The following is a 24,313-nucleotide window of genomic DNA, read 5'->3' as shown; positions in this document are numbered from 1 at the left end:
TCCACAGAGGTTGAACCATGGCTGTTAACAGCGAGCGTGCAGGCAACAAACCGTTGATCGAGAAACGCTCGATCGACTACATCCCGGAAGCGGAAAGACACGGTCGTCTGTTTAGCCAGTTCACCCTGTGGATGGGGGCCAACCTGCAAATCACCGCGATTGTCACCGGGGCCCTGGCCGTCGTGTTGGGCGGCGATGTGTTCTGGTCGTTGATCGGTCTGTTGATCGGTCAACTGCTCGGCGGTGGGGTCATGGCGCTGCATGCGGCGCAAGGGCCCAAGCTTGGCCTGCCGCAGATGATTTCCAGCCGGGTGCAGTTCGGCGTTTATGGCGCGGCGATCCCGATCGTGCTGGTCTGTCTGATGTACCTCGGTTTCACCGCCACGGGCACCGTGCTGTCAGGCCAGGCGCTGGGGCAGTTGTTCGGCGTCAGTGACACCGTTGGTATCCTGATCTTCGCCAGCGTCATTGTGCTGGTGACGGTGCTCGGTTATCGGGTGATCCACTGGATTGGCCGTGTCGCCAGCGTCATTGGTGTCATTGCCTTTGTTTACCTGTTCAGCCGCCTGATGAGCCAGACCGACGTGGGCGCACTGCTGGAAATCCGCCACTTCAGCTGGAGCAGCTTCCTGCTGGCGGTGTCGCTCGCGGCGTCCTGGCAGATCGCTTTCGGCCCATACGTGGCCGACTATTCACGCTACCTGCCGAGCAAGACGTCGTCGGTGAAAACCTTTTTCGCCGCCGGCGCAGGTTCGGTAATTGGCGCCCAGGTGGCGATGATCCTGGGCGTGTTCGCTGCGGCCTCCGCCAATGGCCAATACGCCGGTCATGAAGTGGCTTACATCGTTGGATTCGCCGGCAGTGGTGCCACCGCTGCGCTGTTGTACTTCAGCATCGCGTTCGGCAAGGTCACCATCTCCACCTTGAACTCCTACGGCAGCTTCATGTGCATCGCGACCATCATCAGCGGCTTCCGTGGTGACCTGAAGGTCACGCGCTTGCAGCGTCTGGTGTGGGTGCTGGTCATCGTCGGTGCCGCGACCCTGATGGCATTGCTCGGCCAGCACTCGTTCCTCGGTGCGTTCAAGTCGTTCATCCTGTTCCTGCTGGCGTTCTTCACGCCATGGAGCGCGATCAACCTGGTGGACTACTACTGCATCACCCGCGAGCGTTATGACGTACCGGCGCTGGCCGACCCGAACGGTCGCTACGGTCGCTGGAACCTGCTCGGTATCAGCGTCTACGTCTTCGGTGTGCTGGTACAACTGCCGTTCATCTCGACCAAGTTCTATACCGGTCCGCTGGTGGCAACCCTGGGTGACGTGGATATTTCCTGGATCATCGGCCTGGTGGTTCCCGCAGCGCTGTATTACGTGTGTGCAAAAAAATGGCACGGCACAGTGCCCGATCAACTGATCCTGCCGGTCGAGCAGGGCGTGGTCACCGAACAAAAGCTGAACGTCGGTCGCGCTGCGGCGCAGGCCTGATTGGACGTGGACAGGGCTGGATGCCTCTTGACTGCCGTAAGCCAATTCATGATTAGGAGCGTCAAAACAATGAAATCGAACAAGACCCTGCTGACCACATTGCTTTCCATGGGCCTGCTGGCCAGCGCCGGCGCCACTCAGGCGGCGGGTTGGTGCGAGTCGGGCAAACCGGTGAAATTCGCCGGCCTGAACTGGGAAAGCGCCATGCTGCTGACCGACGTGCTGCAAGTCGTGTTGGAAAAAGGCTACGACTGCAAGACTGACAGCTTGCCGGGCAACTCCATCACCATGGAAAACGCCCTGAGCAGCAACGACATCCAGGTGTTCGCCGAAGAGTGGGTCGGGCGCAGCGAGGTCTGGAACAAGGCCGAGAAAGCCGGCAAGGTGGTGGGTGTCGGTGCTCCGGTCGTGGGTGCCGTCGAAGGCTGGTACGTGCCGCGCTACGTGATCGAAGGCGACGCCAAGCGTAAGCTGGAAGCCAAGGCCCCGGACCTGAAAAACATCGCCGACCTGGCCAAGTACTCCGCGGTGTTCAAGGACGCCGAAGAGCCCTCAAAGGGCCGTTTCTACAACTGCCCGGCCGGCTGGACCTGTGAGCTGGACAACAGCGAAATGCTGAAAAGCTACGGCCTGGAAAGCTCCTACACCAACTTCCGCCCAGGCACCGGCCCGGCACTGGATGCCGCCGTGCTGTCGAGCTACAAGCGTGGCGAGCCGATCCTGTTCTACTACTGGTCGCCAACGCCGCTGATGGGCCTGGTCGACGCGGTGAAACTCGAAGAGAAGCCGGGCGTGAACAAAACCGTAACCATCAAGGTCGGCCTGTCCAAGACCTTCCACGATGAAGCGCCGGAGCTGGTGAGCGTGTTCGAAAAGGTCAACCTGCCCATCGACCTGCTGAACCAGAACCTGGGTCGCATGAGCAAGGAACGCATCGAGTCGCCGAAACTGGCGAAGATCTTCCTGAAGGAACATCCTGAAGTCTGGCACGCATGGGTGAGCGAAGACGCAGCCAAAAAGATCGACGCTGCGCTTTGAAAACTACTGCGTGCTGGGAGCCTACGGCTCTACGCGAGGCAATACTGCGTTGAAAGCAGACTCGAAATGCTCATTGACTAAAGTCAACTCCGCTTTCTCGCCTGCTTTCGCCTTGTCTTGCCTTCGCTCGCTACGTTTTCAAACAGCTTGTTTATAAGGGCAAGCTTTAGAGCACAGCTTTTCGGTGCTCTAAAGCCCTTGATTGAGAGTCTCTTATGTTTCCCGAAAGCTTTACCTTTTCCATCGCCGACTGGGTCAACGGTTGGGTCGATTCGCTGGTCACCAACTACGGCGACGTGTTCCGGCACATCTCCGACACCCTGTTGTGGGCCATCGTCAATCTTGAAGGGCTGCTGCGTGCGGCGCCCTGGTGGCTGATGCTGGCGATCGTGGCCGGCGTGGCCTGGCACGCCACCCGCAAGGTCGTGACCACCGCCGTGATCGTCGGCCTGCTGTTCCTGGTGGGCGCGGTCGGCCTCTGGGACAAGCTGATGCAGACCCTGGCGCTGATGATGGTCGCCACGATCATTTCGGTGCTGATCGGCATTCCGCTGGGCATTCTCTCGGCGCGCAGCAATCGCCTGCGCTCGGTGCTGATGCCGTTGCTGGACATCATGCAGACCATGCCGAGCTTCGTGTACCTGATCCCGGTGCTGATGCTGTTCGGCCTGGGCAAGGTCCCGGCGATTTTCGCCACCGTGATCTATGCCGCACCGCCGCTGATCCGCCTGACTGACCTGGGCATCCGCCAGGTTGACGGCGAGGTGATGGAAGCGATCAACGCCTTCGGCGCCAACCGCTGGCAGCAACTGTTCGGCGTGCAACTGCCGCTGGCCCTGCCGAGCATCATGGCCGGGATCAACCAGACCACCATGATGGCCCTGTCGATGGTTGTCATCGCCTCGATGATCGGTGCCCGTGGCCTGGGTGAAGACGTGCTGGTGGGGATTCAGACCCTCAACGTCGGACGTGGCCTGGAAGCCGGTCTGGCGATCGTGATTCTGGCAGTGGTGATCGACCGCATTACACAGGCGTACGGTCGTGCACGGCATGAGGTGAGCAAATGAACAACGCAACCGTGAGCAAGATCGAAGTCAAAAACGTCTTCAAGATTTTCGGCAACCGTTCCAAGGAAGCGCTGGCCATGGTCGGCCAGGGCAAGACCAAGGATCAGGTACTGGCCGACACTGGCTGCGTGGTCGGCGTGAACGACCTGTCGTTGAGCATCGGCAGCGGTGAGATTTTCGTGATCATGGGCCTGTCCGGTTCGGGCAAATCCACTTTGGTGCGCCACTTCAACCGCCTGATCGACCCGACCAGCGGCGCGATCCTGGTGGACGGCGTGGACATCCTGCAATACGACATGGAAGCCCTGCGCGAATTTCGCCGTCGCAAGATCAGCATGGTGTTCCAGAGCTTCGGCCTGCTGCCGCACAAGACCGTGGTGGACAACGTCGCCTACGGCCTGAAAATCCGTGGCGAGAGCAAGCAGATGTGCACCGAACGCGCGCTGCACTGGATCAACACCGTGGGCCTCAAGGGCTACGAAAACAAATACCCGCACCAGCTCTCCGGTGGCATGCGCCAGCGCGTGGGCCTGGCCCGTGCCCTGGCGGCGGACACCGACATCATCCTGATGGACGAAGCCTTCAGTGCCCTCGACCCGCTGATCCGCGCCGAGATGCAGGACCAGTTGCTGGAGCTGCAAAAGACCCTGCACAAGACCATCGTCTTCATCACCCACGACCTCGACGAGGCCGTGCGCATCGGCAACCGCATCGCGATCCTCAAGGACGGCCGCCTGATCCAGGTCGGCACGCCACGGGAGATCCTGCATTCGCCGGCGGATGAGTACGTCGACCGGTTCGTGCAGCGACGGGCGGCGGTGGTTTAAGAGGTTTGCGGCGTTTGTGCCGGCCCCTTCGCGAGCAAGCCCGCTCCCACAGGTGAACGCATTCCAATGTGGGAGCGGGCTTGCTCGCGAAGGCGGTGGTAATGCTGCACAAAATATTCAGGTCGTACGCACGAGGTTAATGATGTCCCAGGCTGAAAAAATCGTTATCGCCGATGCCCCGTTGCGTTGGCAGGATGTGGTCGCAGTCGCCCGCCATGGCGCACAGATCGAGCTGTCGGCGCAGGTCTGGGCACGCATCGATAATGCCCAGGCGATCGTCCAGCGCATTGTCATCAGCGGTGAACGCGCTTATGGCGTCAACACCGGCCTGGGCGCCTTGTCGAACGTATCGCTCAAGGGTGAACAACTCACTCAACTGTCACGCAATACCCTGCTCAGCCACGCCTGTGGCGTGGGTGCGCCACTGACCGACGAACAGACCCGGGCGATCATGTGCGCGGCGATTCGCAATTTCTCCCAGGGCAAGTCCGGCATTCACCGCCAGGTGGTCGAAGCGCTGCTGGCGCTGCTCAACCGTGGCATTACCCCGCAAGTGCCGTCCCAGGGTTCGGTCGGTTACCTGACTCACATGGCCCACATTGGCATCGCGCTGCTGGGTGTCGGCAACGTCAGCTATCGCGGGCGAATCGTCTCCGCACAGCAGGCGCTGGCGGAAGAGGGCCTGCAACCGGTTCAACTCGGCGCCAAGGACGGTTTGTGCCTGGTCAACGGCACGCCGTGCATGAGCGGCCTCAGCTGCCTGGCGATTGCCGATGCCGCGCGCCTGCTGCAATGGGCCGACGTGATCAGCGCCATGAGCTTCGAGGCCCAGCGTGGCCAGATCGCTGCGTTCGATGCCGAGATCATCGCGCTCAAGCCGCATCCGGGCATGCAACAGGTCGGGATCAACCTGCGGGCGTTGCTTGATGGCAGTGAAGTGATTGCCCAGAGCAAAGGCATTCGCACCCAGGATGCGTTGAGCATCCGTTCGATTCCGCAGGTTCACGGCGCGGCTCGCGACCAGCTTGAGCACGCGATCAAACAGATCGAAACAGAACTCAACGGCTGCACCGATAATCCGCTGTTGCTGGGGACGCCGGACAACTTCCGTGTGATGTCCCAGGCCAACCCGCACGGTCAGTCGGTGGCGCTGGCAGCGGACTTGCTGGCCATTGCCATGGCGGAAATCGGCTCCATCGCCGAGCGTCGCCTGGACCGGTTGATCAACCCGCACGTCAGCGGCCTGCCGGCGTTCCTGGTGGCCAATCCGGGGGTGAACTCCGGGATGATGATCGTGCAATACGTTGCCGCTTCGCTGTGCGCGGAAAACCGCCAATTGGCGCAACCGGCAGTGCTCGACAACTATGTCACCTCCGGGCTGCAGGAAGATCACTTGAGCATGGGCACCAATGCCGCGCTGAAGCTGCATCGCGCGCTGGAAAACTGCACGCAGATCCTCGCCATCGAGTACCTGCTGGCCGCCCAGGCGTTTGAATTCCTGAAAGAGCAACGCTTCGGCGCCGGCACCGATGCGGCGTGGCGTCTGTTGCGTGAGCGCGTTCCTGCCTACGACCAGGATCGCTGGCTGGCGCCGGATATCGCTGCGGCTGCCAGCGTTTTGAAAGATCCGAATTTGCTGCAAAAGGCGTTACCGAATCTGAACTGATTTTTCCCAACACCAGCGTGCCAAGGCGCCAGCCCGCCCAAAAGGCGGGAAGCGACGGACAACGGACATTTCCGGAGCGTCTGGTAGTTAATTAAAAAACTCTCAAAAGGAGCTAAAAATGACTGCGCTTAACCTGATTCCCGGTCAACTGAGCCTGGCCCAACTGCGTGATGTCTATCAGCAGCCGGTGAAACTGACCCTCGACAACAGCGCCTCGGCCCAGATCGAAGCCAGCGTCGCCTGCGTGGAACAGATCCTCGCCGAAAACCGCACCGCGTACGGCATCAACACCGGTTTCGGCCTGCTGGCCTCGACCCGCATCGCCAGCGAAGACCTGGAAAACCTGCAGCGCTCGCTGGTGTTGTCCCACGCTGCCGGTGTCGGCGAGCCGATCAGCGACGCCCTGGTGCGCCTGGTCATGGTGCTCAAGGTCAACAGCCTGAGCCGTGGCTTCTCCGGTATTCGCCGCGTGGTGATCGACGCACTGATCGCCCTGATTAACGCCGAGGTGTACCCGCACATTCCATTGAAAGGTTCGGTCGGTGCCTCCGGTGACCTGGCGCCTTTGGCACACATGTCGCTGGTGCTGCTGGGCGAAGGCAAGGCCCGCTATAAGGGTGAGTGGATGGAAGCCAAGGAGGCGCTGAAAGTCGCCGGCCTGACCCCGCTGACCCTGGCCGCGAAAGAAGGCCTGGCGCTGCTCAACGGCACGCAGGTGTCCACCGCGTTTGCCCTGCGTGGCCTGTTCGAAGGCGAAGACCTGTTCGCCGGTGCCCTGGCGCTGGGCGGCCTGACCGTTGAAGCCGTGCTGGGCTCGCGCTCGCCGTTCGACGCACGCATCCACGCGGCCCGTGGCCAGAAAGGCCAGATCGACGCCGCCGCGGCTTACCGCGATCTGCTGGGCGAGCGCAGTGAAGTGTCCGATTCCCACGAGAACTGCGAAAAGGTCCAGGACCCGTACTCCCTGCGCTGCCAGCCGCAAGTCATGGGCGCCTGCCTGACCCAGTTCCGCCAGGCCGCCGACGTGCTGGCGGTCGAAGCCAACGCCGTGTCCGACAACCCGCTGGTGTTTGCCGCTGAAGGTGACGTGATTTCCGGCGGCAACTTCCACGCCGAGCCGGTGGCCATGGCCGCCGACAACATGGCGCTGGCCATCGCGGAAATCGGCTCCCTGAGCGAGCGTCGCATCTCGCTGATGATGGACAAGCACATGTCGCAACTGCCGCCGTTCCTGGTGGCCAATGGCGGTGTGAACTCCGGTTTCATGATCGCCCAGGTGACGGCGGCGGCACTGGCCAGTGAAAACAAGGCGCTGTCCCATCCGCATTCGGTGGACAGCCTGCCGACGTCCGCCAACCAGGAAGACCACGTGTCCATGGCCCCGGCGGCCGGCAAGCGCCTGTGGGAAATGGCCGAAAATACCCGTGGGATTTTGGCTGTGGAGTGGCTGGCCGCCGCTCAGGGCCTGGACCTGCGCAATGGTCTGGAGACTTCGCCGAAACTGGAAAAAGTCCGGGCAATTCTGCGCAAGGAAGTGCCGTTCTATGAGAAGGACCGCTTCTTTGCGCCGGACATCAATGCGGCGAGCGAGTTGTTGGCAACCCGTTGCCTGAATGAACTGGTCACGGCGAAGTTGCTGCCTAGCCTGTAATGGCCCCCTGTAGGAGCTGCCGAGTGCAACGAGGCTGCGATCTTTTAAAAGCAAGATCAAAAGATCGCAGCCTCGTTGCACTCGGCAGCTCCTACAGCGAATCGATTTTGAATACTGTGGAGACTAAGGGATGAAAACCCTCTGGCAACACTGCCACGTCGCAACCATGGCCCAAGGCGTGTACTCGATCATCGAGGATGCCGCCATCGTGACGTCCGGTGCGCACATTGAGTGGGTCGGCCCGCGCAGTGAACTGCCGACGGGCGAATACCCGGCGGTCAATGATTTGAACGGGGCCTGGGTGACACCGGGCCTGATCGACTGCCACACCCACACGGTGTTCGGCGGTAATCGCAGCGGCGAATTCGAGCAGCGCCTGCAAGGCGTCAGCTACGCGGAAATCGCCGCCAGCGGTGGTGGTATCGCCAGCACGGTGCGCGCGACCCGTGCGGCGAGCGAAGACGAGTTGTTCGCCAGCGCCGCCAAGCGCCTGAAAAGCCTGATGCGCGACGGCGTCACCAGCATCGAAATCAAATCCGGCTACGGCCTCGACCTGGCCAACGAACGCAAAATGCTGCGGGTGGCCCGTCGCCTCGGTGCCGAACTGCCCGTCAGCGTGCGCAGCACCTGCCTGGCCGCTCACGCCTTGCCGCCGGAGTACAAGGATCGCGCCGACGATTACATCGATCACATCTGCGCTGAAATGCTCCCGGCCCTGGCCGCTGAAGGGCTGGTGGATGCGGTCGACGCCTTCTGCGAATACCTGGCGTTTTCCCCGGCGCAGGTCGAGCGGGTGTTCATCACCGCTCAAAAACTTGGCTTGCCGGTGAAGCTGCACGCCGAGCAGTTGTCGTCGTTGCACGGTTCCAGCCTGGCGGCGCGTTACCACGCGTTGTCCGCCGACCACCTGGAATTCATGACCGAAGAAGACGCCATTGCCATGGCCGCGTCCGGTACTGTCGCCGTACTGCTGCCGGGCGCGTTCTACTTCCTGCGTGAAACCCAGTTGCCGCCGATGGAAGCCCTGCGCAAGCACGGCGTGAACATCGCCATCGCCAGCGACCTCAATCCCGGCACCTCGCCGGCGCTGTCGTTGCGCCTGATGCTGAACATGGCCTGCACCTGTTTCCGCATGACCCCGGAAGAAGCCCTGGCGGGCGCGACGATCCATGCCGCCCGCGCACTGGGCATGGCCGACACCCACGGTTCGATCGAGGCGGGCAAGGTCGCGGATTTCGTCGCCTGGCAAATCGATCGTCCGGCCGACTTGTCGTACTGGCTGGGCGGTGATCTGGAAAAACGCGTCGTGCGTCACGGCGTCGAAACAAGCCTGTAGGAGAGCAGTTGTGGATAAGGTTCTGAACTTCAAACAAGGCCGCGTGCCGCTGCTGATCAGCATGCCCCACGCCGGTGTGCGCCTGACCCCTGCGGTCGAGGCCGGGCTGATCCCCGAGGCGCAAAGCCTGCCGGACACTGACTGGCACATCCCGCAGCTCTACGACTTCGCCGCCGAACTGGGCGCCAGCACCCTGGCGGCCGAGTATTCACGGTTCGTCATTGACCTGAACCGTCCGTCCGATGACAAGCCGTTGTACGTCGGCGCCACGACCGGCCTGTACCCGGCGACGTTGTTTGACGGCGTGCCGCTGTTCCGCGAAGGGCTGGAACCTTCGAAAGCCGAGCGCGCGACCTATCTGGAGCAGATCTGGACGCCGTACCACAGCACCCTGCAGCAGGAACTGGCGCGACTCAAAGCCGAGTTCGGCTATGCATTGCTGTTCGATGCGCACTCGATCCGCTCGCTGATCCCGCACCTGTTCGACGGCAAACTGCCGGACTTCAACCTCGGCACCTTCAACGGCGCCAGTTGCGATCCTCAGCTGGCGACTCAACTGGAAGCGATCTGCGCCGCGCACCCGGACTACAGCCATGTGCTGAACGGTCGTTTCAAGGGCGGTCACATCACCCGTCACTACGGCAACCCGGCGCAAAACATCCATGCCGTGCAACTGGAACTGGGCCAGTGCACTTATATGGAAGAGTTCGAACCGTTCCGCTATCGGGCGGATCTGGCGGAGCCAACGCGGGTGGTACTCAAGGAGTTGTTGCAAGGCTTGCTGGCTTGGGGGCAGCAACACTACAAAGGATAAAAATCAAAAGATCGCAGCCTGCGGCAGCTCCTACAGGTCGACACAAAACCCTGTAGGAGCTGCCGCAGGCTGCGATCTTTTCAGGGGCGAAAAACTCTGGCTCTGCAAGTGCATGCTCATTGACGTAATTCGGGTTTATGATGCCGGACGGCAGAATAATAGAAGTCCCCCCAGGGATGAACTCGACCCCTTACGGAGCGCGCAATGCAGACTTTGTACCCGCAGATCAAACCCTACGCCCGGCACGATCTGGCCGTCGATGAGACCCACACGCTGTATGTCGACGAAAGCGGTTCACCGGAAGGCTTGCCGGTGGTGTTCATTCACGGCGGCCCCGGCGCCGGGTGCGATGCCCAGAGCCGCTGCTACTTCGATCCCAATCTGTATCGCATCGTCACCTTCGACCAGCGCGGTTGCGGGCGCTCCACCCCCCACGCCAGCCTGGAAAACAACACCACCTGGGACCTGGTCGCCGACCTTGAGCGGATCCGCGAACACCTGGGCATCGACAAATGGGTGCTGTTCGGCGGCTCCTGGGGCTCGACCCTGGCGCTGGCCTACGCGCAAACCCACCCGGAGCGGGTGCACGGCCTGATCGTGCGCGGGATTTTCCTGTGCCGCCCGCAGGAAATCGAATGGTTCTATCAGGCCGGTGCCAGCCGGCTGTTCCCCGATTACTGGCAGGACTACATCGCGCCCATCCCGCAGGACGAGCGCGGCGATTTGCTCGGTGCGTTCCACAGGCGCCTGACCGGCAACGACCAGATTGCCCAGATGCACGCGGCCAAGGCGTGGTCCACCTGGGAGGGCCGGACCGCGACCCTGCGTCCGAACCCACTGGTGGTCGATCGTTTCTCCGAGCCTCAGCGCGCGCTGTCCATCGCTCGCATCGAATGCCACTACTTCACCAACAACGCCTTCCTTGAACCCAATCAGTTGATCCGCGACATGGGCAAGATCGCCCACCTGCCCGGTGTGATCATCCATGGTCGCTATGACGTGATTTGCCCGCTGGATAACGCCTGGGAATTGCACCAGGCCTGGCCCAACAGCGAACTGCAAATCATCCGGGATGCCGGCCATGCCGCCGCCGAACCGGGGATTACCGATGCCTTGGTGCGTGCTGCCGATCGGATGGCGCGGCGCCTGCTCGACCTGGCCCCCGACGAAGCATGAAGGGCCTGTTGCAGCGTGTGCGTGGCGCGCGCGTCGAGGTAGCGGGCGAGGTGGTGGGCGCGGTCGACCAGGGTTTGCTGGTACTGGTGGCCGTCGAGCCCCAGGACACTCGGGCCAGCGCCGACAAACTTCTCAATAAGCTGCTTAACTATCGGGTGTTCAGCGACGCCGAGGGCAAGATGAACCTGTCCCTGGCGGATGTGGGCGGCGGTTTGCTGCTGGTCTCGCAGTTCACCCTGGCCGCCGATACCAGGAGCGGGTTGCGCCCGGGTTTCTCGACCGCGGCCCCCCCCGCCTTGGGCGAGGAGCTGTTCGACTATCTATTAGGCAAAGCGAAACAGGTGCATGGCACTGTGGCATCAGGTAGATTCGGCGCGGATATGCAGGTGCACCTGGTCAATGATGGCCCGGTAACCTTCCTGTTACAGACCTGAAAGCGCTTGAAACATCTTTTTAAGCGCTTTTCGACTGAAAACAGGCGTTTTTCCCGATAAATACTTTGTTACCCCTGATGCGTTGTAACGCGGCCTACTAGATAATCGCGCGCTACGGGGATCAGCGTTCGTTGGTCCATTTTGACTTAGGTAGAGACTTGTCCTGAACCGTTTGGGGAACTCATTTTGTCCCATCGGAGTCGGAACAATGCTCGCCAACTTGGCAAGAGTGGTCGGCAAGGCCGGTTTTTCGTATCGGAAACCTTGCAGACCCTTCAACTGGCCGTTGGTTTTTTGATCTGTTTTCGGCGAGGGTTGCTCGTGATTGTTAGTCCCTGTAACGCACCAAAATTGTCTGCCAAACGCTTACGTAGCGCTCTGGTAGCGGGCTCGGCACTGTTCTGCCTGCTCAGCGCCGGCCAGCTTTGGGCATTCAATCTGGATGATGTATCGGTCAAGGCTAAAGAGCTGGCCGCCCAGAAGTACGAAGCGCCGCGCAGTAACCTGCCGAACGAATTCCGTGAAATGAAGTTCGCCGACTATCAGAAAATTCGTTTTCTGACGGAAAAAGCCGAATGGGCGGATCAGAAAACCCCGTTCAAGCTGTCGTTCTATCACCAGGGCATGCATTTCGACACGCCGGTGAAAATCAACGAAATCACGGCGAACACCGTCGAAGAGATCAAGTACGACCCGAGTCGTTTCGATTTCGGCGACCTCAAGTTCGATCCAAAAGCCACCGAACAACTGGGCTACGCCGGTTTCCGCGTGCTCTACCCGGTGAACAAGGCCGACAAGCAAGACGAAATCATGACCATGCTGGGCGCGAGTTATTTCCGCGTCGTCGGCAAGGGTCACGTCTACGGTCTGTCCGCTCGCGGCATGGCGATCGATACCGCGTTGCCATCCGGTGAAGAATTCCCGCGTTTTCGCGAGTTCTGGATTCAACAGCCAAAGCCGGGCGACAAGCACCTGGTGATCTTCGCGCTGCTGGATTCGCCACGGGCGACTGGTGCCTATCGCCTGACCCTGCGTCCGGGCAGCGACACCATTGTCGACGTCAAGGCGCAGATGTTCCTGCGCGACAAGGTCGGCAAACTGGGCATCGCGCCTCTGACCAGCATGTTCCTGTTCGGCGCCAACCAGCCGTCGAAAGTCCTCAACTACCGTCGTGAGCTGCACGATTCCAGCGGCCTGGCGATCCATGCCGGCAACGGCGAATGGATCTGGCGTCCGCTGAACAACCCGAAACACCTGGCGGTGAGCAACTTCTCGGTCGAGAACCCGCGTGGCTTCGGCTTGCTGCAACGTGGCCGCGACTTCAGCCACTACGAAGACCTCGACGACCGCTACGACAAGCGCCCAAGCGCCTGGATCGAACCAAAAGGCGATTGGGGCAAGGGCACCGTCGATCTGGTCGAGATTCCGACCGCCGACGAAACCAACGACAATATCGTGGCTTTCTGGAGCCCGGAAACGATGCCGGAGCCAGGCAAGCCGCTGGACTTCGCCTATCGCATGCACTGGACCATGGACGAAGCGGCACTGCACGCACCTGACAGCGCCTGGGTCAGCCAGACCCTGAAATCCACCGGTGATGTCAAACAGTCCAACCTGATCCGTCAACCGGACGGCAGCGTTGCTTATCTGGTGGACTTCGAAGGCCCGTCCCTGGCGGCATTGCCACCGGACGCGGACGTGCGCAGCCAGGTCAGCGTCGGCGACAACGCCGAACTGGTCGAGAACAGCGTGCGCTACAACCCTGAAACCAAGGGCTGGCGCCTGACCCTGCGCATGAAGATCAAGGATCCGGGCAAGTCCACCGAGATGCGTGCCGCACTGGTGCAGAACATCGTGCCTGCCGACCTGGCCAAAACTTCGATTCCAGCGTCCACTTCTTCCGTTGCCAAGGCCGACAAAGTCGCCGCCAAGCAAGCCGAGAAAGTGGAGAAGGACGCGAAGGCAGCCGAGGCCAAACAGGCCGAAGCCAAGCCGGTCGCAGATGCCAAGGACAAGGCGAACAACAATGACGCCAAGCAGCCTGCTGCTGCCGACGCGGCCCCAGCCACACCGGAATCGGCATCGACTGAAGAAGTCCTGACCGAGACCTGGAGCTATCAGTTGCCTGCCGATGAGTAATTCTCAAGTACAGCCAGAGACTCTGTCGGAGTATCTGGCCCATCTGCCGATGACCGACCAGCAGCGCGCGGAACTCGCGGGCTGCCAGTCTTTCAGCGAGCTGCACGAGCGTCTGTCGTCCCAGGCTTTCGACGCACCGACCGACGCCGCCCAGGCGTCGGTCGGCACGCGCCTGACCCTGAGCACCGCCGAAGAATTGCAGGACGCCGAAATGCTGGCGCTCGACGCCAGCGGTCGGGTTTGCCTCAAGGCCACGCCGCCGATTCGTCGGACCAAGGTCGTGCCGGAGCCGTGGCGCACCAATATCCTGGTGCGTGGCTGGCGCCGCCTGACCGGTCGCACCAACCCGCCGCAGCCGCCGAAAGACGCGAACGTGCTGCCGGCGGCGCGCTGGCGCACCGTCGGTTCGATCCGGCGTTACATTCTGCTGGTGCTGATGCTCGGTCAGACCATCGTCGCCGGTTGGTACATGAAAGGCATCATGCCGTACCAGGGCTGGTCGTTCGTCGATCTCGACGAAGTCCTGCACCAGCCGCTCCTGCAAACCGCCACGCAAGTGCTGCCGTATGCGCTGCAAACCAGCATCCTGATCCTGTTCGGGATTCTGTTCTGCTGGGTGTCGGCCGGTTTCTGGACCGCGCTGATGGGCTTCCTCGAATTGCTGACCGGTCACGATAAGTACCGCATTTCCGGTAAAAGTGCTGGCAATGAGCCGATTCCGAAGAGCGCGCGTACCGCCCTGGTGATGCCGATCTGCAACGAAGACGTGCCACGGGTATTCGCCGGTCTGCGTGCGACGTTCGAGTCGGTCGCGGCCACGGGTGACCTGGACCGTTTCGACTTCTTCGTCCTCAGCGACAGTAACGACGCCGATATCTGCGTTGCCGAGCAGCAGGCCTGGCTGGACGTCTGCCGCGAAGCCAAGGGCTTCGGCAAGATTTTCTATCGCCGCCGCCGTCGTCGCGTAAAACGTAAAAGCGGCAACCTCGACGACTTCTGCCGTCGTTGGGGCGGTGACTACAAATACATGGTCGTGCTCGACGCCGACTCCGTGATGAGCGGCGAGTGCCTGACCAGTCTGGTGCGCTTGATGGAAGCCACGCCGGACGCCGGGATCATCCAGACCGCGCCACGTGCGTCGGGCATGGACACCCTGTATGCGCGCATGCAGCAGTTTGCCACCCGTGTGTACGGTCCGCTGTTCACCGCCGGCCTGCACTTCTGGCAATTGGGCGAATCGCACTACTGGGGCCACAACGCGATCATCCGCATGAAGCCGTTCATCGAGCACTGTGCCCTGGCGCCGTTGCCGGGCAAGGGTGCCTTCGCCGGTGCGATCCTGTCCCACGACTTCGTCGAAGCCGCGCTGATGCGCCGTGCCGGTTGGGGCGTGTGGATTGCCTACGACTTGCCGGGCAGCTATGAAGAATTGCCGCCGAACCTGCTGGACGAGCTCAAGCGTGACCGTCGCTGGTGCCACGGTAACCTGATGAACTTCCGCCTGTTCCTGGTCAAGGGCATGCACCCGGTGCACCGCGCGGTGTTCCTGACCGGCGTGATGTCGTACCTGTCGGCGCCGCTGTGGTTCTTCTTCCTCGTGCTGTCGACGGCGCTGCTGGCGGTCAACACGTTGATGGAGCCGCAGTACTTCCTTGAACCGCGCCAGCTCTATCCGCTGTGGCCGCAATGGCACCCGGACAAGGCGATTGCGTTGTTCTCGACCACGATCGTGCTGCTGTTCCTGCCGAAATTGCTGAGCATCATCCTGATCTGGGCCAAGGGCGCGAAAGAGTTCGGTGGCAAGTTCAAGGTGACGTTGTCGATGCTGCTGGAGATGCTGTTCTCCATGCTGCTGGCGCCGGTACGGATGATTTTCCACACCCGTTTCGTCCTCGCCGCGTTCCTCGGCTGGGCCGCAACCTGGAATTCGCCGCAGCGTGACGACGACTCCACGCCATGGAGCGAGGCGGTCAAGCGCCACGGCCCGCAAACCCTGCTGGGCTTCTTCTGGGCCCTACTGGTGATCTGGCTGAACCCGAGCTTCCTGTGGTGGCTGGTGCCGATCGTCGGTTCGTTGATGCTGTCGATTCCGGTTTCCGTGATCTCCAGCCGTGTCGGCCTGGGTCTCAAGTCCCGTGACGAGAGCCTGTTCCTGATCCCTGAGGAATACAATCCGCCACAGGCGTTGCTGGCCACCGACCAGTACACCCACGAAAACCGTTATCACGCGCTGAACGACGGCTTTGTCCGTTCCGTGGTCGATCCACAGCAGAACGCCCTGGCGTGCTCGCTGGCGACCTCTCGTCACCGTGAGGCCGAGCCGATTGAGTGGCTGCGGGTCGAGCGGGTACGCCACGCCATGAAGGTCGGGCCTGAAGGCCTGAGCAACAACGAGCGTGTGCAACTGCTGAGCGACCCGGTGGCATTGGCTCGCTTGCATGATCAGGTCTGGAGCGAAGGCCACCCCGAGTGGCTGGGCGCATGGCGCAAGTCGGTCAAGGCCGACCCCCATGCACCGCTGTTGCCGCTCAAGCCGCTGAGCATCCAGCCTCAGTTGGCCTGATAAAAAACCCGCGAAAGCGGGTTTTTTATTGTCCTAAATCCTGCCTGAACCCTTGTGCAATCGAGCGAGTGCGTTAGCATCCGTCCCCGAATTCGTGCGCCCGGACCGTTTTGTGTCCGTATCTATCGGTTTTCGTTGGGAAACTGTCGATTTCGCGCCGCAACCACAATGGTTTTGGGGGACTTGAAGATGAAGAAGTATCTGTCGATGCTGCTGGTCGGCGTCACGGCATGGGTTGCAATCGGCACGGCGCAGGCCGGGGCCATTGATGACGCGGTCAAGCGCGGCACATTGAAAGTCGGCATGGACCCGACCTACATGCCGTTCGAGATGACCAACAAGCGTGGCGAGATCATCGGTTTCGAAGTCGACATCCTCAAAGCCATGACCAAGGCCATGGGCGTCAAGCTGGAGCTGGTGTCCACCGGTTACGACGGCATTATCCCGGCGCTGCTGACCGACAAGTTCGACATGATCGGCAGCGGCATGACCCTGACCCAGGAACGCAACCTGCGCCTTAACTTCAGCGAACCTTTCATCGTGGTCGGCCAGACGCTGCTGATCCGCAAGGAGCTGGAAGGCACCATCAAGTCCTATAAAGACCTGAACACCGCCGACTACCGCATCACCTCCAAGCTCGGCACCACCGGCGAGATGGTTGCCAAGAAGCTGATTTCCAAAGCCAAGTACCACGGCTACGACAACGAGCAGGAAGCGGTACTCGACGTGGTCAACGGCAAGGCTGACGCCTTTATCTACGACGCGCCTTACAACGTCGTGGCGCTGAGCAAGGTCGGCAACGGCAAGCTGGTGTTCCTCGACAAGCCGTTCACCTACGAGCCGCTGGCCTTCGGCCTGAAGAAGGGTGACTACGACAGCATCAACTTCATCAACAACTTCCTGCACCAGATCCACGAAGACGGCACCTACGATCGCATCCATGACAAGTGGTTCAAGAGCACCGAGTGGCTCAAGGACATGGAGTAACCCGGTCAGTTAGACCGAGTCGTCCCATTCGCGAGCAAGCCCGCTCCCACATTGGAATGCATTCGAATGTGGGAGCGGGCTTGCTCGCGAAGACGGCCTCAATGCAATAAAGATTTCGGAACCTTCAGACTCAATGAAACAAAGAAAAGCCCAATGGCCCTGGCACGTATTGACCGTGCTGGTGCTGGTCGGCCTGGCCGGCGCGCTGTATTACGCCACCTCGCTGATGTCCTACGAATGGCGCTGGAATCGCGTGCCGCAATACTTCGCCTACCACGCCGAAGAGACCCAGCGTGCCGCGGACATCTCCACCGTCAGCGAACTGGTGCGCAAGGGCGACAAGGTTGAGGTCACCCTGCGCAACGACGCAGGTGACGAGCAGCAGCTGGTCGTCGACGAAAACAGCCTGCAAGTCGCCCAGGGCGATGATGTGGCCGAAGGCGATGTCATCGGCGTAACCCGCCATTGGGCCGCAGGCCCGCTGATGTGGGGGCTTTGGACCACGTTGTGGCTGTCGGTCGTGTCGGGCGTGCTCGGGCTGCTGATCGGCCTCGCCACCGGTCTGTGCCGGCTGTCGAACAACCCGACCCTGCGTGATCTCTCGACGATCTACGTCGAACTGGTGCGCGGCACGCCGTTGTTGGTGCAGATCTTCATTTTCTACTTCTTCATCGGCACGGTGATGAACCTGTCCCGCGAATTCGCCGGTATCGCCGCGCTGTCGCTGTTCACCGGTGCCTATGTGGCGGAAATTATCCGCTCCGGCGTGCAGTCGATTGCCCGTGGCCAGAACGAAGCCGCGCGCTCCCTGGGCTTGAGCGCAGGCCAGTCGATGCGTCACGTGGTGCTGCCGCAAGCGTTCAAACGTGTGCTGCCACCCTTGGCCGGGCAATTCATCAGCCTGGTGAAGGACACCTCGCTGGTATCGGTGATCGCGATTACCGAACTGCTCAAAAGCGGTCGTGAAGTCATCACGACCTCATTTTCGCCGTTCGAAATTCTGTTCTGCGTTGCCGGTCTGTATTTGTTGATCAACCTGCCGCTGTCGAAAATCGCCGGCCGGCTTGAGCGGAGGCTCGCGCAAAGTGATTGAAGTCCGCGATCTGGTTAAAGTCTTCGACACCCGCGGCCAGGTGGTGCGCGCGGTGGATAACGTTTCCACGAGTGTGGCCAAGGGCGAAGTGCTGGTGGTGATCGGCCCGTCCGGTTCCGGCAAGTCGACCTTTCTGCGCTGCCTCAATGGCCTGGAAGAGTTCGATTCCGGTTCGGTGAGCATCGACGGCCTGCAACTGGCCGACCCGAAGACCGATGTGAACGCCTATCGCCGGGAAGTCGGCATGGTGTTCCAGCACTTCAACCTGTTCCCGCACATGACCGTGCTGGAAAACCTCTGCCTGGCCCAGAAAGTCGTGCGCAAGCGCGGCAAGAAAGAGCGTGAGGCCAAGGCTATGGCGCTGCTGGAAAAGGTCGGGATTGCGCAGAAGGCCCACGAGTTTCCATCGCGCCTGTCCGGCGGACAGCAACAGCGCGTGGCGATTGCCCGGGCGCTGGCGATGGAGCCCAAGGTCATGTTGTTCGACGAACCGACCTCGGCGCTGGACCCGGAAATGGTCGGTGAAGTGCTGGACGTGATGAAAACCCTGGCCGTGGAAGGCATGACCATGGTCTGCGTGACCCACGAAATGGGGTTTGCGCGGGAAGTGGCGGATCGGGTGCTGTTCTTCGATCACGGTAAGTTGCTGGAAGATGCTTCGCCGGCGGAGTTTTTTGATGCGCCGAAGGATCCGCGGGCTCAGGCGTTCTTGCGCCAGGTTCTCTAATTGCGGCGATCGTACGGCCGCCTTCGCGAGCAAGCCCGCTCCCACAGTTGACCGCATACTCCTGTGGGAGCGGGCTTGCTCGCGAAGGCATCAACCCGGTTTCACGCGAACCGAAGCAGGTGGATCAGCTCAAACCTTGAACCTGCCCACCAGCATCTGCAGATGCGTCCCCAACCGCGCCAGCTCAACGCTGGACGCCGCGGTCTCTTCACTCGCCGCCGACGTCTGATCCGACACATCACGCACATTCAGCACGCTGCGGTTGATCTCTTCGGCCACGGCGCTTTGCTGTTCGGCCGCGGCCGCGATCTGCTGGTTCATTGCCTGGATCGCCGACACCGTGCGGGTGATGCTTTCCAGCGAGCCCCCGGCGCGGCGGGTCAGTTCGACGCTGCTGTCGGTCAGGCTGCGGCTGTTGTCCATGATGGTCGCCACTTGCTGGGTGCCGTTTTGCAGGCCGACGATCAGCTCCTCGATCTCTTCGGTGGATTTCTGGGTGCGCTGGGCCAGGCTGCGGACTTCGTCGGCGACCACCGCAAAGCCGCGTCCGGCTTCACCGGCGCGGGCGGCTTCGATGGCGGCGTTGAGCGCCAGCAGGTTGGTTTGCTGGGCCACGGACTTGATCACGTCGAGCACGCTGCCGATCTTGTCGCTTTCACGCTTGAGTTCACCCATGGCCTCGGTGGAATGACCCACTTCCAGGGCCAGGCGCTCGATCTGGGCGATGGCTTCGCCGACCACCTTGTCACCCTCGCGGGCCTGCTGGTCGGCCGCGACGGCCGCTTCGGAGGCTTCTTCGGCGTTGCGCGCGACTTCCTGCACGGTGGCGGTCATTTCGTTCATGGCGGTGGCCACCTGATCGGTCTCGACCTTCTGGCTATTGACCCCGGCGCTGGTCTGCTCGGTGACGGCCGACAGCTCTTCGGCGGCGCTGGCGATCTGGGTCACGCCGTCGCTGATGCCACCGATCAGTTCGCGCAGGCCCTGGGTCATGCTCTGGATGGCGCGTTGCAACTGGCCCAGTTCGTCCTGGCGCTTGGAGACCAGGTTGTGGGTCAGGTCGCCGGCCGCGATGCGTTCCGCAACCTTGAGGGTCTGGTTCAGCGGAATCACGATCTGCCGGGTGATGGCCCAGGCGGCGAACAGGCCAAAGGCCAGGGCCAGGACGGTGGCCAGCAGCAGCATGTTCCTGGCGTGGGCCACATCGGTGTCGCGCACGGTGGTTTGCGAGAGGGTGAGTTTCTTGCTCACATCGAGCAGGATTTCACCTTGGGCCGCCATGCGTTTGAGCGCGTCGGCGCTGGCAACCTGGGAACCCCCGAATTGGCTGACGGCGGCCCGGTAGGCCTTGAGCGAGTCGGTCGCTTGTTGCAGGTTGGCGATGTGTTGTTCCGGCAGTTTCGAGGGCAGGCTTTCAAGGTATTTCAGGGCATTGTCGATGGCGTCCAGCGCAGGCTGCTCGGCCTCGGTCTTGCCGCTGTAGGTGTAGCCGCGAACCTGGAAGCGTGCTTGCTGGATCAGTTTGCTCAGGTCGATCACGCTGTTGAACTGGGCCACGCTGTCGCCCTGCAGCATGGATTTTTCGACTTCGGCGACCCTGGCCACGGCATTGTCGGCGGTGGCGCCGAGTTTACCCCGGGCGTCTTCGCGGTTGGCGCCGGCCTGGGTCATGGCGGCGAAGGCTTGTTTGTACTGGCTGACGGCGGCCAGTTGCTGGTCGATCATGGCCACGTCGGCGGGCTGCTCGATCATCTGGCGGGCCGCTTGCAGGCCGCTGTCGATCTTGCCCAGCATCTCGTTGACGGCCGCCGGGCCTTGTTCGCCACGGCGCATTTCGTAGTCCAGGCGGGCGATGCGCAGGTCTTTGGTCAGTCCGTTGATATCGGAAATGAAACCCAGCTTATCGCCGCGACTTGTCACGTCGCTGAGGCCGGTCCAGCCCGTGACGGTGATCAGCAATGTCAGCAGCAACACCAGGCCGAACCCGACGCCCAGTTTGCGATTGACGCTTACGTTCCCCAGCTTCTCCGCCAGCCATTGGTACATGCTGCAACTCCCTCGGACCATACATTGGTTTCATGGAGGTTATATCGGCAGGGGCATGGGGTTCTGTAGGCGGCACCCGATGGACGGGCGGTGCCTATGATGACCTGTGGGAGCGGGCTTGCTCGCGAAAGCGGAGTATCAGTCAACGATGAAGTGGCGCACGCACCGCTTTCGCGAGCAAGCCCGCTCCCACAAGGGATGGTGCGTGACGCTAGAAAAGGCGTGCCAGCAGCGCCGTCACGGCGGTTTCGACGCGCAGGATGCGTTCGCCGAGCTGAACCGGTTGCAGGCCGGATTGACCGAGCAAATCGATTTCGTAGGGAATCCAGCCGCCTTCGGGACCAATGGCCAGGGTCACCGGTTCATTCAGCGCGCGCGGGCAGGGCGGGTAGGGGCCCGGATGGCCCACCAGCCCTAGGGTGCCCTCGGTGATCGCCGGCAGGCGGTCCTCGACGAACGGCTTGAAGCGCTTCTCGATGATGACCTCGGGCAGCACGCTGTCCCGGGCCTGTTCGAGGCCGAGGATCAACTGCTCGCGAATCGCTGCCGGCTCCAGGAACGGGGTCTGCCAGAAGCTCTTCTCGACGCGATAGCTGTTCACCAGCACCACGCGTGGCACTCCCATGGCCGCAATGGTCTGAAACACCCTGCGGAGCATCTTGGGCCGTGGCAGGGCCAGCACCAGGGTCAACGGCAGCTTGGCCGGTGGCGGCTGGTCGAGGGTGACGCGCAATTCCGCTTCAGCGGCGTCCAGGCGCAATACCTCGGCCGAACCCATCAAGCCGCCGATCCGTCCGACGCGCATGCTGTCACCGACTTCACAGCGATGGACTTCCTGCATGTGCGTCAACCGGCGATCACGCAGCACTACACGGTCGGCCGCAATGAAATCGGCCTCTTCGAGGAGCAGCAGGTTCACGGTTGGGTCGCTGGCGGCTGGTCGTTGTGATCGTCAGCCGGCTGGTCATCCGGATGTTCGCCACGCTTGCTGATCAGGCCGCCAAACAGGATGCCGATCTCGAACAACAGCCACATCGGCACGGCCAGCAGCGTTTGCGAGAAGATGTCCGGCGGCGTCAGGATCATGCCGACCACGAAGCAGCCGATGATCACGTACGGGCGGATTTTCTTCAGGTACTTGACGTCGACCACGCCGATCCACACCAGCAGCACCACGGCCACCGGGATTTCGAACGCCACGCCGAAGGCGAAGAACAGGGTCATGACGAAGTCGAGGTAGCTGCTGATGTCGGTCATCATCTCCACGCCGGCCGGGGTGGCGGAGGCGAAAAATTTGAAGATCAGCGGGAATACCAGGTAGTAGGCGAACGCCATGCCGGCATAGAACAGCATGATGCTCGACACCAGCAAGGGCACGGCGATGCGTTTTTCGTGCTTGTACAGGCCCGGCGCGATGAAGCCCCAGATCTGGTGCAGGATCACCGGGATCGCCAGGAACAGCGAGACCATCATCGTCAGCTTCAGTGGCGTCAGGAACGGCGACGACACATCGGTGGCAATCATCGTCGCGCCCACTGGCAGGTACTGGCGCAGCGGCGTGGAGACGAAGGTATAGATCTGCTGGGTGAAGGCGAACAACCCGGCGAAGATGATGAAGATCGCCGCTACGCAGCGCAGCAGACGGGTACGCAGCTCGGTGAGGTGCGAAACCAGCGGCATGTGCTGGTCGTTTTCAGGAAGATCGCTCATGGGGCTCGCGGCGGCAAAGGGGTGTCGTGAGGCGCCGGCGTGATCGGCGCGGCGGCTGGAGCAACGGGTTCAACCGGAGTCGCTGCAACAACGGGAGTCGGTTCAACCGGTGCCGCTTCGGCGGCAGGCGCATGAATTGTCGGGGTCGCCTCAGGCGTGACCGGCACGGGTTCCTGCTGGGTCGGCGTGAAAATCTTCCGCGCTTCCTGTTCCAGCGACAGAATGTGTTCGTTGTGCAGTTGCCGACGAATTTCGTCGGCACCGATTTCACGTTCAACTTCCTGTTTGATCGCGTTGAAGCTGCGCTTCAGGCGACCGACCCACAGGCCGGCGGTGCGCGCAGCGCCCGGCAGGCGCTCAGGACCCAGCACCAGCAGGGCAACGAGGCCGACGAGCAGCAGTTCAGAGAAGCTGATACCAAACATTAGTCAGTGCTCACACGTCTTTGCGGATCGGCTCTTCGACTTTTTGCGCCTGCACGTCGATGGTGTGCGGCTGGTTCACGGACTGCGTGGCTTGCGGCTGGACAGGCGGAACCGGTTGGGCCGGGGTCGCGGTCGGATCGACCGGTTTTTCGTCGTCGTTCATGGCTTTGCGAAAGCCCTTGATCGACTCGCCGACGTCGGTGCCGAGGTTTTTCAGTTTCTTGGTGCCGAATACCAGCACGACAACAACCAGGATGACGATCCAGTGTTTCCAGTCAAAAATGCCCATGTTGCTGCTCCTCTCTAATAGTTGTTCAGGCGGACGGGCGCGAGGCTTTCTCGGCGTGTCCGGACAGACCGAAGCGACGGTCAAGCTCATCGAGTACAGCCTGTGGATGCTGCCCCAATTGGGCGAGCATGACCATGCTGTGGAACCACAAATCGGCGGTTTCGTAGATCACATCGCTGCAGTCGCCGCTGACGGCGGCATCCTTGGCGGCAATGATGGTCTCGACCGACTCTTCGCCGACTTTTTCCAGAATCTTGTTCAAGCCCTTGTGGTACAGGCTGGCGACGTAAGAACTGTCGGCGGCAGCGCCTTTGCGTTCTTCCAGTACCTGGGCCAGGCGGGTCAGCGTGTCACTCATGTTTGTGTCCTGCGCAATAGATGGCGTGCGGGTCTTTCAAGACCGGATCGACGGTTTTCCAGTCGCCGTTCTCGAAGACGCGGTAGAAGCAGCTCTGACGGCCGGTGTGGCAGGCGATGTCGCCGATCTGCTCGACCATCAGGATGATGACATCGGCGTCACAATCCAGGCGCATCTCATGCAGGGTCTGCACGTGGCCGGACTCTTCGCCCTTGCGCCACAGCTTGCCGCGGGAGCGTGACCAGTAGATCGCGCGGTTCTCGGCAGCGGTCAGCTCCAATGCTTCGCGGTTCATCCAGGCCATCATCAGGACGCGCCCGGTCTTGTGATCCTGGGCAATCGCCGGCACCAGGCCATCAGCATCCCACTTGATCTCGTCCAGCCAGTTTTTCATCTTCAGTTCCCGAGGTGCAGCGACAAGCTTCAAGCTTCAAGCCACCAGTAAAAGCCAGTCCACTTCGTTCTTTCGTATTGTGCAAC

At 61.6% G+C, this 24,313-nt stretch carries 22 protein-coding genes and 1 pseudogene; 15 read left to right on the top strand and 8 right to left on the bottom strand.

The window, feature by feature from the left end:
* Positions 1-17 precede the first annotated feature (17 nt).
* The 15 genes from F8N66_RS20430 to F8N66_RS20360 all read left to right on the top strand — a co-directional run bounded on the left by F8N66_RS20430 (position 18) and on the right by F8N66_RS20360 (position 19,005).
* Positions 18-1,487: a purine-cytosine permease family protein gene (locus tag F8N66_RS20430; protein WP_150771912.1), complete on the top strand. Its 1,470-nt coding sequence runs from the start codon at positions 18-20 to the stop codon at positions 1,485-1,487.
* 69 nt (positions 1,488-1,556) lie between these two features.
* Positions 1,557-2,525, top strand: a complete 969-nt coding sequence (locus tag F8N66_RS20425; protein WP_150771911.1) for an ABC transporter substrate-binding protein — start codon at positions 1,557-1,559, stop codon at positions 2,523-2,525.
* Between the two features lie 215 nt (positions 2,526-2,740).
* Positions 2,741-3,592, top strand: coding sequence for an ABC transporter permease (locus F8N66_RS20420; protein WP_034148578.1), 852 nt, complete (start codon positions 2,741-2,743; stop codon positions 3,590-3,592).
* Positions 3,589-4,419 (top strand): quaternary amine ABC transporter ATP-binding protein, encoded by an 831-nt coding sequence (locus F8N66_RS20415; RefSeq protein WP_150771910.1) that lies wholly within the window; start codon positions 3,589-3,591, stop codon positions 4,417-4,419. The genes F8N66_RS20420 and F8N66_RS20415 overlap by 4 nt, the downstream gene beginning before the upstream one ends.
* A 142-nt stretch (positions 4,420-4,561) precedes the next feature.
* Positions 4,562-6,085: a histidine ammonia-lyase gene (gene hutH / locus F8N66_RS20410; protein WP_150771909.1), complete on the top strand. Its 1,524-nt coding sequence runs from the start codon at positions 4,562-4,564 to the stop codon at positions 6,083-6,085.
* A gap of 118 nt (positions 6,086-6,203) precedes the next feature.
* Positions 6,204-7,736 (top strand): histidine ammonia-lyase, encoded by a 1,533-nt coding sequence (gene hutH, locus F8N66_RS20405; protein ID WP_150771908.1) that lies wholly within the window; start codon positions 6,204-6,206, stop codon positions 7,734-7,736.
* 130 nt (positions 7,737-7,866) lie between these two features.
* Positions 7,867-9,072: an imidazolonepropionase gene (hutI, locus tag F8N66_RS20400; RefSeq protein ID WP_150771907.1), complete on the top strand. Its 1,206-nt coding sequence runs from the start codon at positions 7,867-7,869 to the stop codon at positions 9,070-9,072.
* A 10-nt stretch (positions 9,073-9,082) separates the two neighbouring features.
* Positions 9,083-9,886, top strand: a complete 804-nt coding sequence (gene hutG / locus F8N66_RS20395; protein WP_150771906.1) for an N-formylglutamate deformylase — start codon at positions 9,083-9,085, stop codon at positions 9,884-9,886.
* A 204-nt stretch (positions 9,887-10,090) separates the two neighbouring features.
* A complete protein-coding gene (gene pip / locus F8N66_RS20390) occupies positions 10,091-11,062 on the top strand; it encodes a prolyl aminopeptidase (RefSeq protein ID WP_150771905.1) in 972 nt (323 codons plus the stop codon).
* On the top strand, positions 11,059-11,496 hold the full coding sequence (gene dtd, locus F8N66_RS20385) for a D-aminoacyl-tRNA deacylase (protein WP_150771904.1): 438 nt from the start codon (positions 11,059-11,061) through the stop codon (positions 11,494-11,496). Before pip ends, dtd begins: the two co-directional genes overlap by 4 nt.
* A 321-nt stretch (positions 11,497-11,817) precedes the next feature.
* On the top strand, positions 11,818-13,635 hold the full coding sequence (locus tag F8N66_RS20380) for a glucan biosynthesis protein G (RefSeq protein WP_150771903.1): 1,818 nt from the start codon (positions 11,818-11,820) through the stop codon (positions 13,633-13,635).
* Positions 13,628-16,198: a glucans biosynthesis glucosyltransferase MdoH gene (mdoH, locus tag F8N66_RS20375; RefSeq protein ID WP_150771902.1), complete on the top strand. Its 2,571-nt coding sequence runs from the start codon at positions 13,628-13,630 to the stop codon at positions 16,196-16,198. Before F8N66_RS20380 ends, mdoH begins: the two co-directional genes overlap by 8 nt.
* Positions 16,199-16,387: 189 nt before the next feature.
* Entirely contained in the window at positions 16,388-17,185 is a 798-nt protein-coding gene (locus F8N66_RS20370) for a transporter substrate-binding domain-containing protein (protein WP_150771901.1), read from the top strand.
* A gap of 133 nt (positions 17,186-17,318) precedes the next feature.
* Positions 17,319-18,278 carry an amino acid ABC transporter permease gene (locus F8N66_RS20365; RefSeq protein WP_150771900.1) on the top strand — a complete coding sequence of 320 codons (960 nt, stop codon included), beginning with the start codon at positions 17,319-17,321 and terminating at the stop codon, positions 18,276-18,278.
* Positions 18,271-19,005 (top strand): amino acid ABC transporter ATP-binding protein, encoded by a 735-nt coding sequence (locus F8N66_RS20360; protein WP_150771899.1) that lies wholly within the window; start codon positions 18,271-18,273, stop codon positions 19,003-19,005. Before F8N66_RS20365 ends, F8N66_RS20360 begins: the two co-directional genes overlap by 8 nt.
* 129 nt (positions 19,006-19,134) lie before the next feature.
* Here the strand turns inward: F8N66_RS20360 and F8N66_RS32200 are convergent, their stop codons facing one another.
* The 8 genes and pseudogenes from F8N66_RS32200 to hisI form a co-directional block, all read right to left on the bottom strand.
* Positions 19,135-19,848, bottom strand: a complete 714-nt coding sequence (locus tag F8N66_RS32200) for a methyl-accepting chemotaxis protein (RefSeq protein WP_412070748.1) — start codon at positions 19,846-19,848, stop codon at positions 19,135-19,137.
* Positions 19,849-19,989: 141 nt separating this feature from the next.
* Positions 19,990-21,051 (bottom strand): annotated as a pseudogene (locus F8N66_RS32195) (methyl-accepting chemotaxis protein); the annotation flags it as partial.
* A gap of 211 nt (positions 21,052-21,262) precedes the next feature.
* Positions 21,263-21,970 (bottom strand): 16S rRNA (uracil(1498)-N(3))-methyltransferase, encoded by a 708-nt coding sequence (locus F8N66_RS20350; RefSeq protein WP_150771897.1) that lies wholly within the window; start codon positions 21,968-21,970, stop codon positions 21,263-21,265.
* Positions 21,967-22,761: a twin-arginine translocase subunit TatC gene (tatC, locus tag F8N66_RS20345; RefSeq protein ID WP_150771896.1), complete on the bottom strand. Its 795-nt coding sequence runs from the start codon at positions 22,759-22,761 to the stop codon at positions 21,967-21,969. The genes F8N66_RS20350 and tatC overlap by 4 nt, the downstream gene beginning before the upstream one ends.
* The gene (gene tatB, locus F8N66_RS20340) at positions 22,758-23,186 is read right to left on the bottom strand and encodes a Sec-independent protein translocase protein TatB (protein WP_150771895.1); all 429 of its coding nucleotides are present in this window, start codon (positions 23,184-23,186) and stop codon (positions 22,758-22,760) included. Before tatB ends, tatC begins: the two co-directional genes overlap by 4 nt.
* A gap of 10 nt (positions 23,187-23,196) precedes the next feature.
* On the bottom strand, positions 23,197-23,475 hold the full coding sequence (locus tag F8N66_RS20335; protein ID WP_150771894.1) for a twin-arginine translocase TatA/TatE family subunit: 279 nt from the start codon (positions 23,473-23,475) through the stop codon (positions 23,197-23,199).
* A 25-nt stretch (positions 23,476-23,500) separates the two neighbouring features.
* Positions 23,501-23,833: a phosphoribosyl-ATP diphosphatase gene (locus F8N66_RS20330; protein WP_046816939.1), complete on the bottom strand. Its 333-nt coding sequence runs from the start codon at positions 23,831-23,833 to the stop codon at positions 23,501-23,503.
* Positions 23,826-24,227: a phosphoribosyl-AMP cyclohydrolase gene (gene hisI / locus F8N66_RS20325; protein WP_123470722.1), complete on the bottom strand. Its 402-nt coding sequence runs from the start codon at positions 24,225-24,227 to the stop codon at positions 23,826-23,828. Before hisI ends, F8N66_RS20330 begins: the two co-directional genes overlap by 8 nt.
* Between the last annotated feature and the right edge of the window lie 86 nt (positions 24,228-24,313).

This window comes from Pseudomonas fluorescens (assembly GCF_902498195.1).
GTDB lineage: Bacteria > Pseudomonadota > Gammaproteobacteria > Pseudomonadales > Pseudomonadaceae > Aquipseudomonas > Aquipseudomonas fluorescens_BU.
Note: the sequence above shows the minus strand (reverse complement) of the source record. Positions and strands in the feature narration are given on the sequence as shown.

Excerpts from the sequence above, each read along its gene's own strand:
- F8N66_RS20370 (WP_150771901.1), top strand. The coding sequence starts at position 16,388 with ATGAAGAAGTATCTGTCGATGCTGCTGGTCGGCGTCACGGCATGGGTT.
- mdoH (WP_150771902.1), top strand. The coding sequence starts at position 13,628 with ATGAGTAATTCTCAAGTACAGCCAGAGACTCTGTCGGAGTATCTGGCC.
- hisI (WP_123470722.1), bottom strand. The coding sequence starts at position 24,227 with ATGAAAAACTGGCTGGACGAGATCAAGTGGGATGCTGATGGCCTGGTG.
- pip (WP_150771905.1), top strand. The coding sequence starts at position 10,091 with ATGCAGACTTTGTACCCGCAGATCAAACCCTACGCCCGGCACGATCTG.
- F8N66_RS20415 (WP_150771910.1), top strand. The coding sequence starts at position 3,589 with ATGAACAACGCAACCGTGAGCAAGATCGAAGTCAAAAACGTCTTCAAG.
- F8N66_RS20430 (WP_150771912.1), top strand. The coding sequence starts at position 18 with ATGGCTGTTAACAGCGAGCGTGCAGGCAACAAACCGTTGATCGAGAAA.
- F8N66_RS20425 (WP_150771911.1), top strand. The coding sequence starts at position 1,557 with ATGAAATCGAACAAGACCCTGCTGACCACATTGCTTTCCATGGGCCTG.
- F8N66_RS20330 (WP_046816939.1), bottom strand. The coding sequence starts at position 23,833 with ATGAGTGACACGCTGACCCGCCTGGCCCAGGTACTGGAAGAACGCAAA.
- F8N66_RS20335 (WP_150771894.1), bottom strand. The coding sequence starts at position 23,475 with ATGGGCATTTTTGACTGGAAACACTGGATCGTCATCCTGGTTGTTGTC.
- hutI (WP_150771907.1), top strand. The coding sequence starts at position 7,867 with ATGAAAACCCTCTGGCAACACTGCCACGTCGCAACCATGGCCCAAGGC.
- hutH (WP_150771909.1), top strand. The coding sequence starts at position 4,562 with ATGTCCCAGGCTGAAAAAATCGTTATCGCCGATGCCCCGTTGCGTTGG.
- F8N66_RS20365 (WP_150771900.1), top strand. The coding sequence starts at position 17,319 with ATGAAACAAAGAAAAGCCCAATGGCCCTGGCACGTATTGACCGTGCTG.
- F8N66_RS32200 (WP_412070748.1), bottom strand. The coding sequence starts at position 19,848 with ATGAACGAAATGACCGCCACCGTGCAGGAAGTCGCGCGCAACGCCGAA.
- F8N66_RS20420 (WP_034148578.1), top strand. The coding sequence starts at position 2,741 with ATGTTTCCCGAAAGCTTTACCTTTTCCATCGCCGACTGGGTCAACGGT.
- hutH (WP_150771908.1), top strand. The coding sequence starts at position 6,204 with ATGACTGCGCTTAACCTGATTCCCGGTCAACTGAGCCTGGCCCAACTG.
- tatB (WP_150771895.1), bottom strand. The coding sequence starts at position 23,186 with ATGTTTGGTATCAGCTTCTCTGAACTGCTGCTCGTCGGCCTCGTTGCC.
- tatC (WP_150771896.1), bottom strand. The coding sequence starts at position 22,761 with ATGAGCGATCTTCCTGAAAACGACCAGCACATGCCGCTGGTTTCGCAC.
- dtd (WP_150771904.1), top strand. The coding sequence starts at position 11,059 with ATGAAGGGCCTGTTGCAGCGTGTGCGTGGCGCGCGCGTCGAGGTAGCG.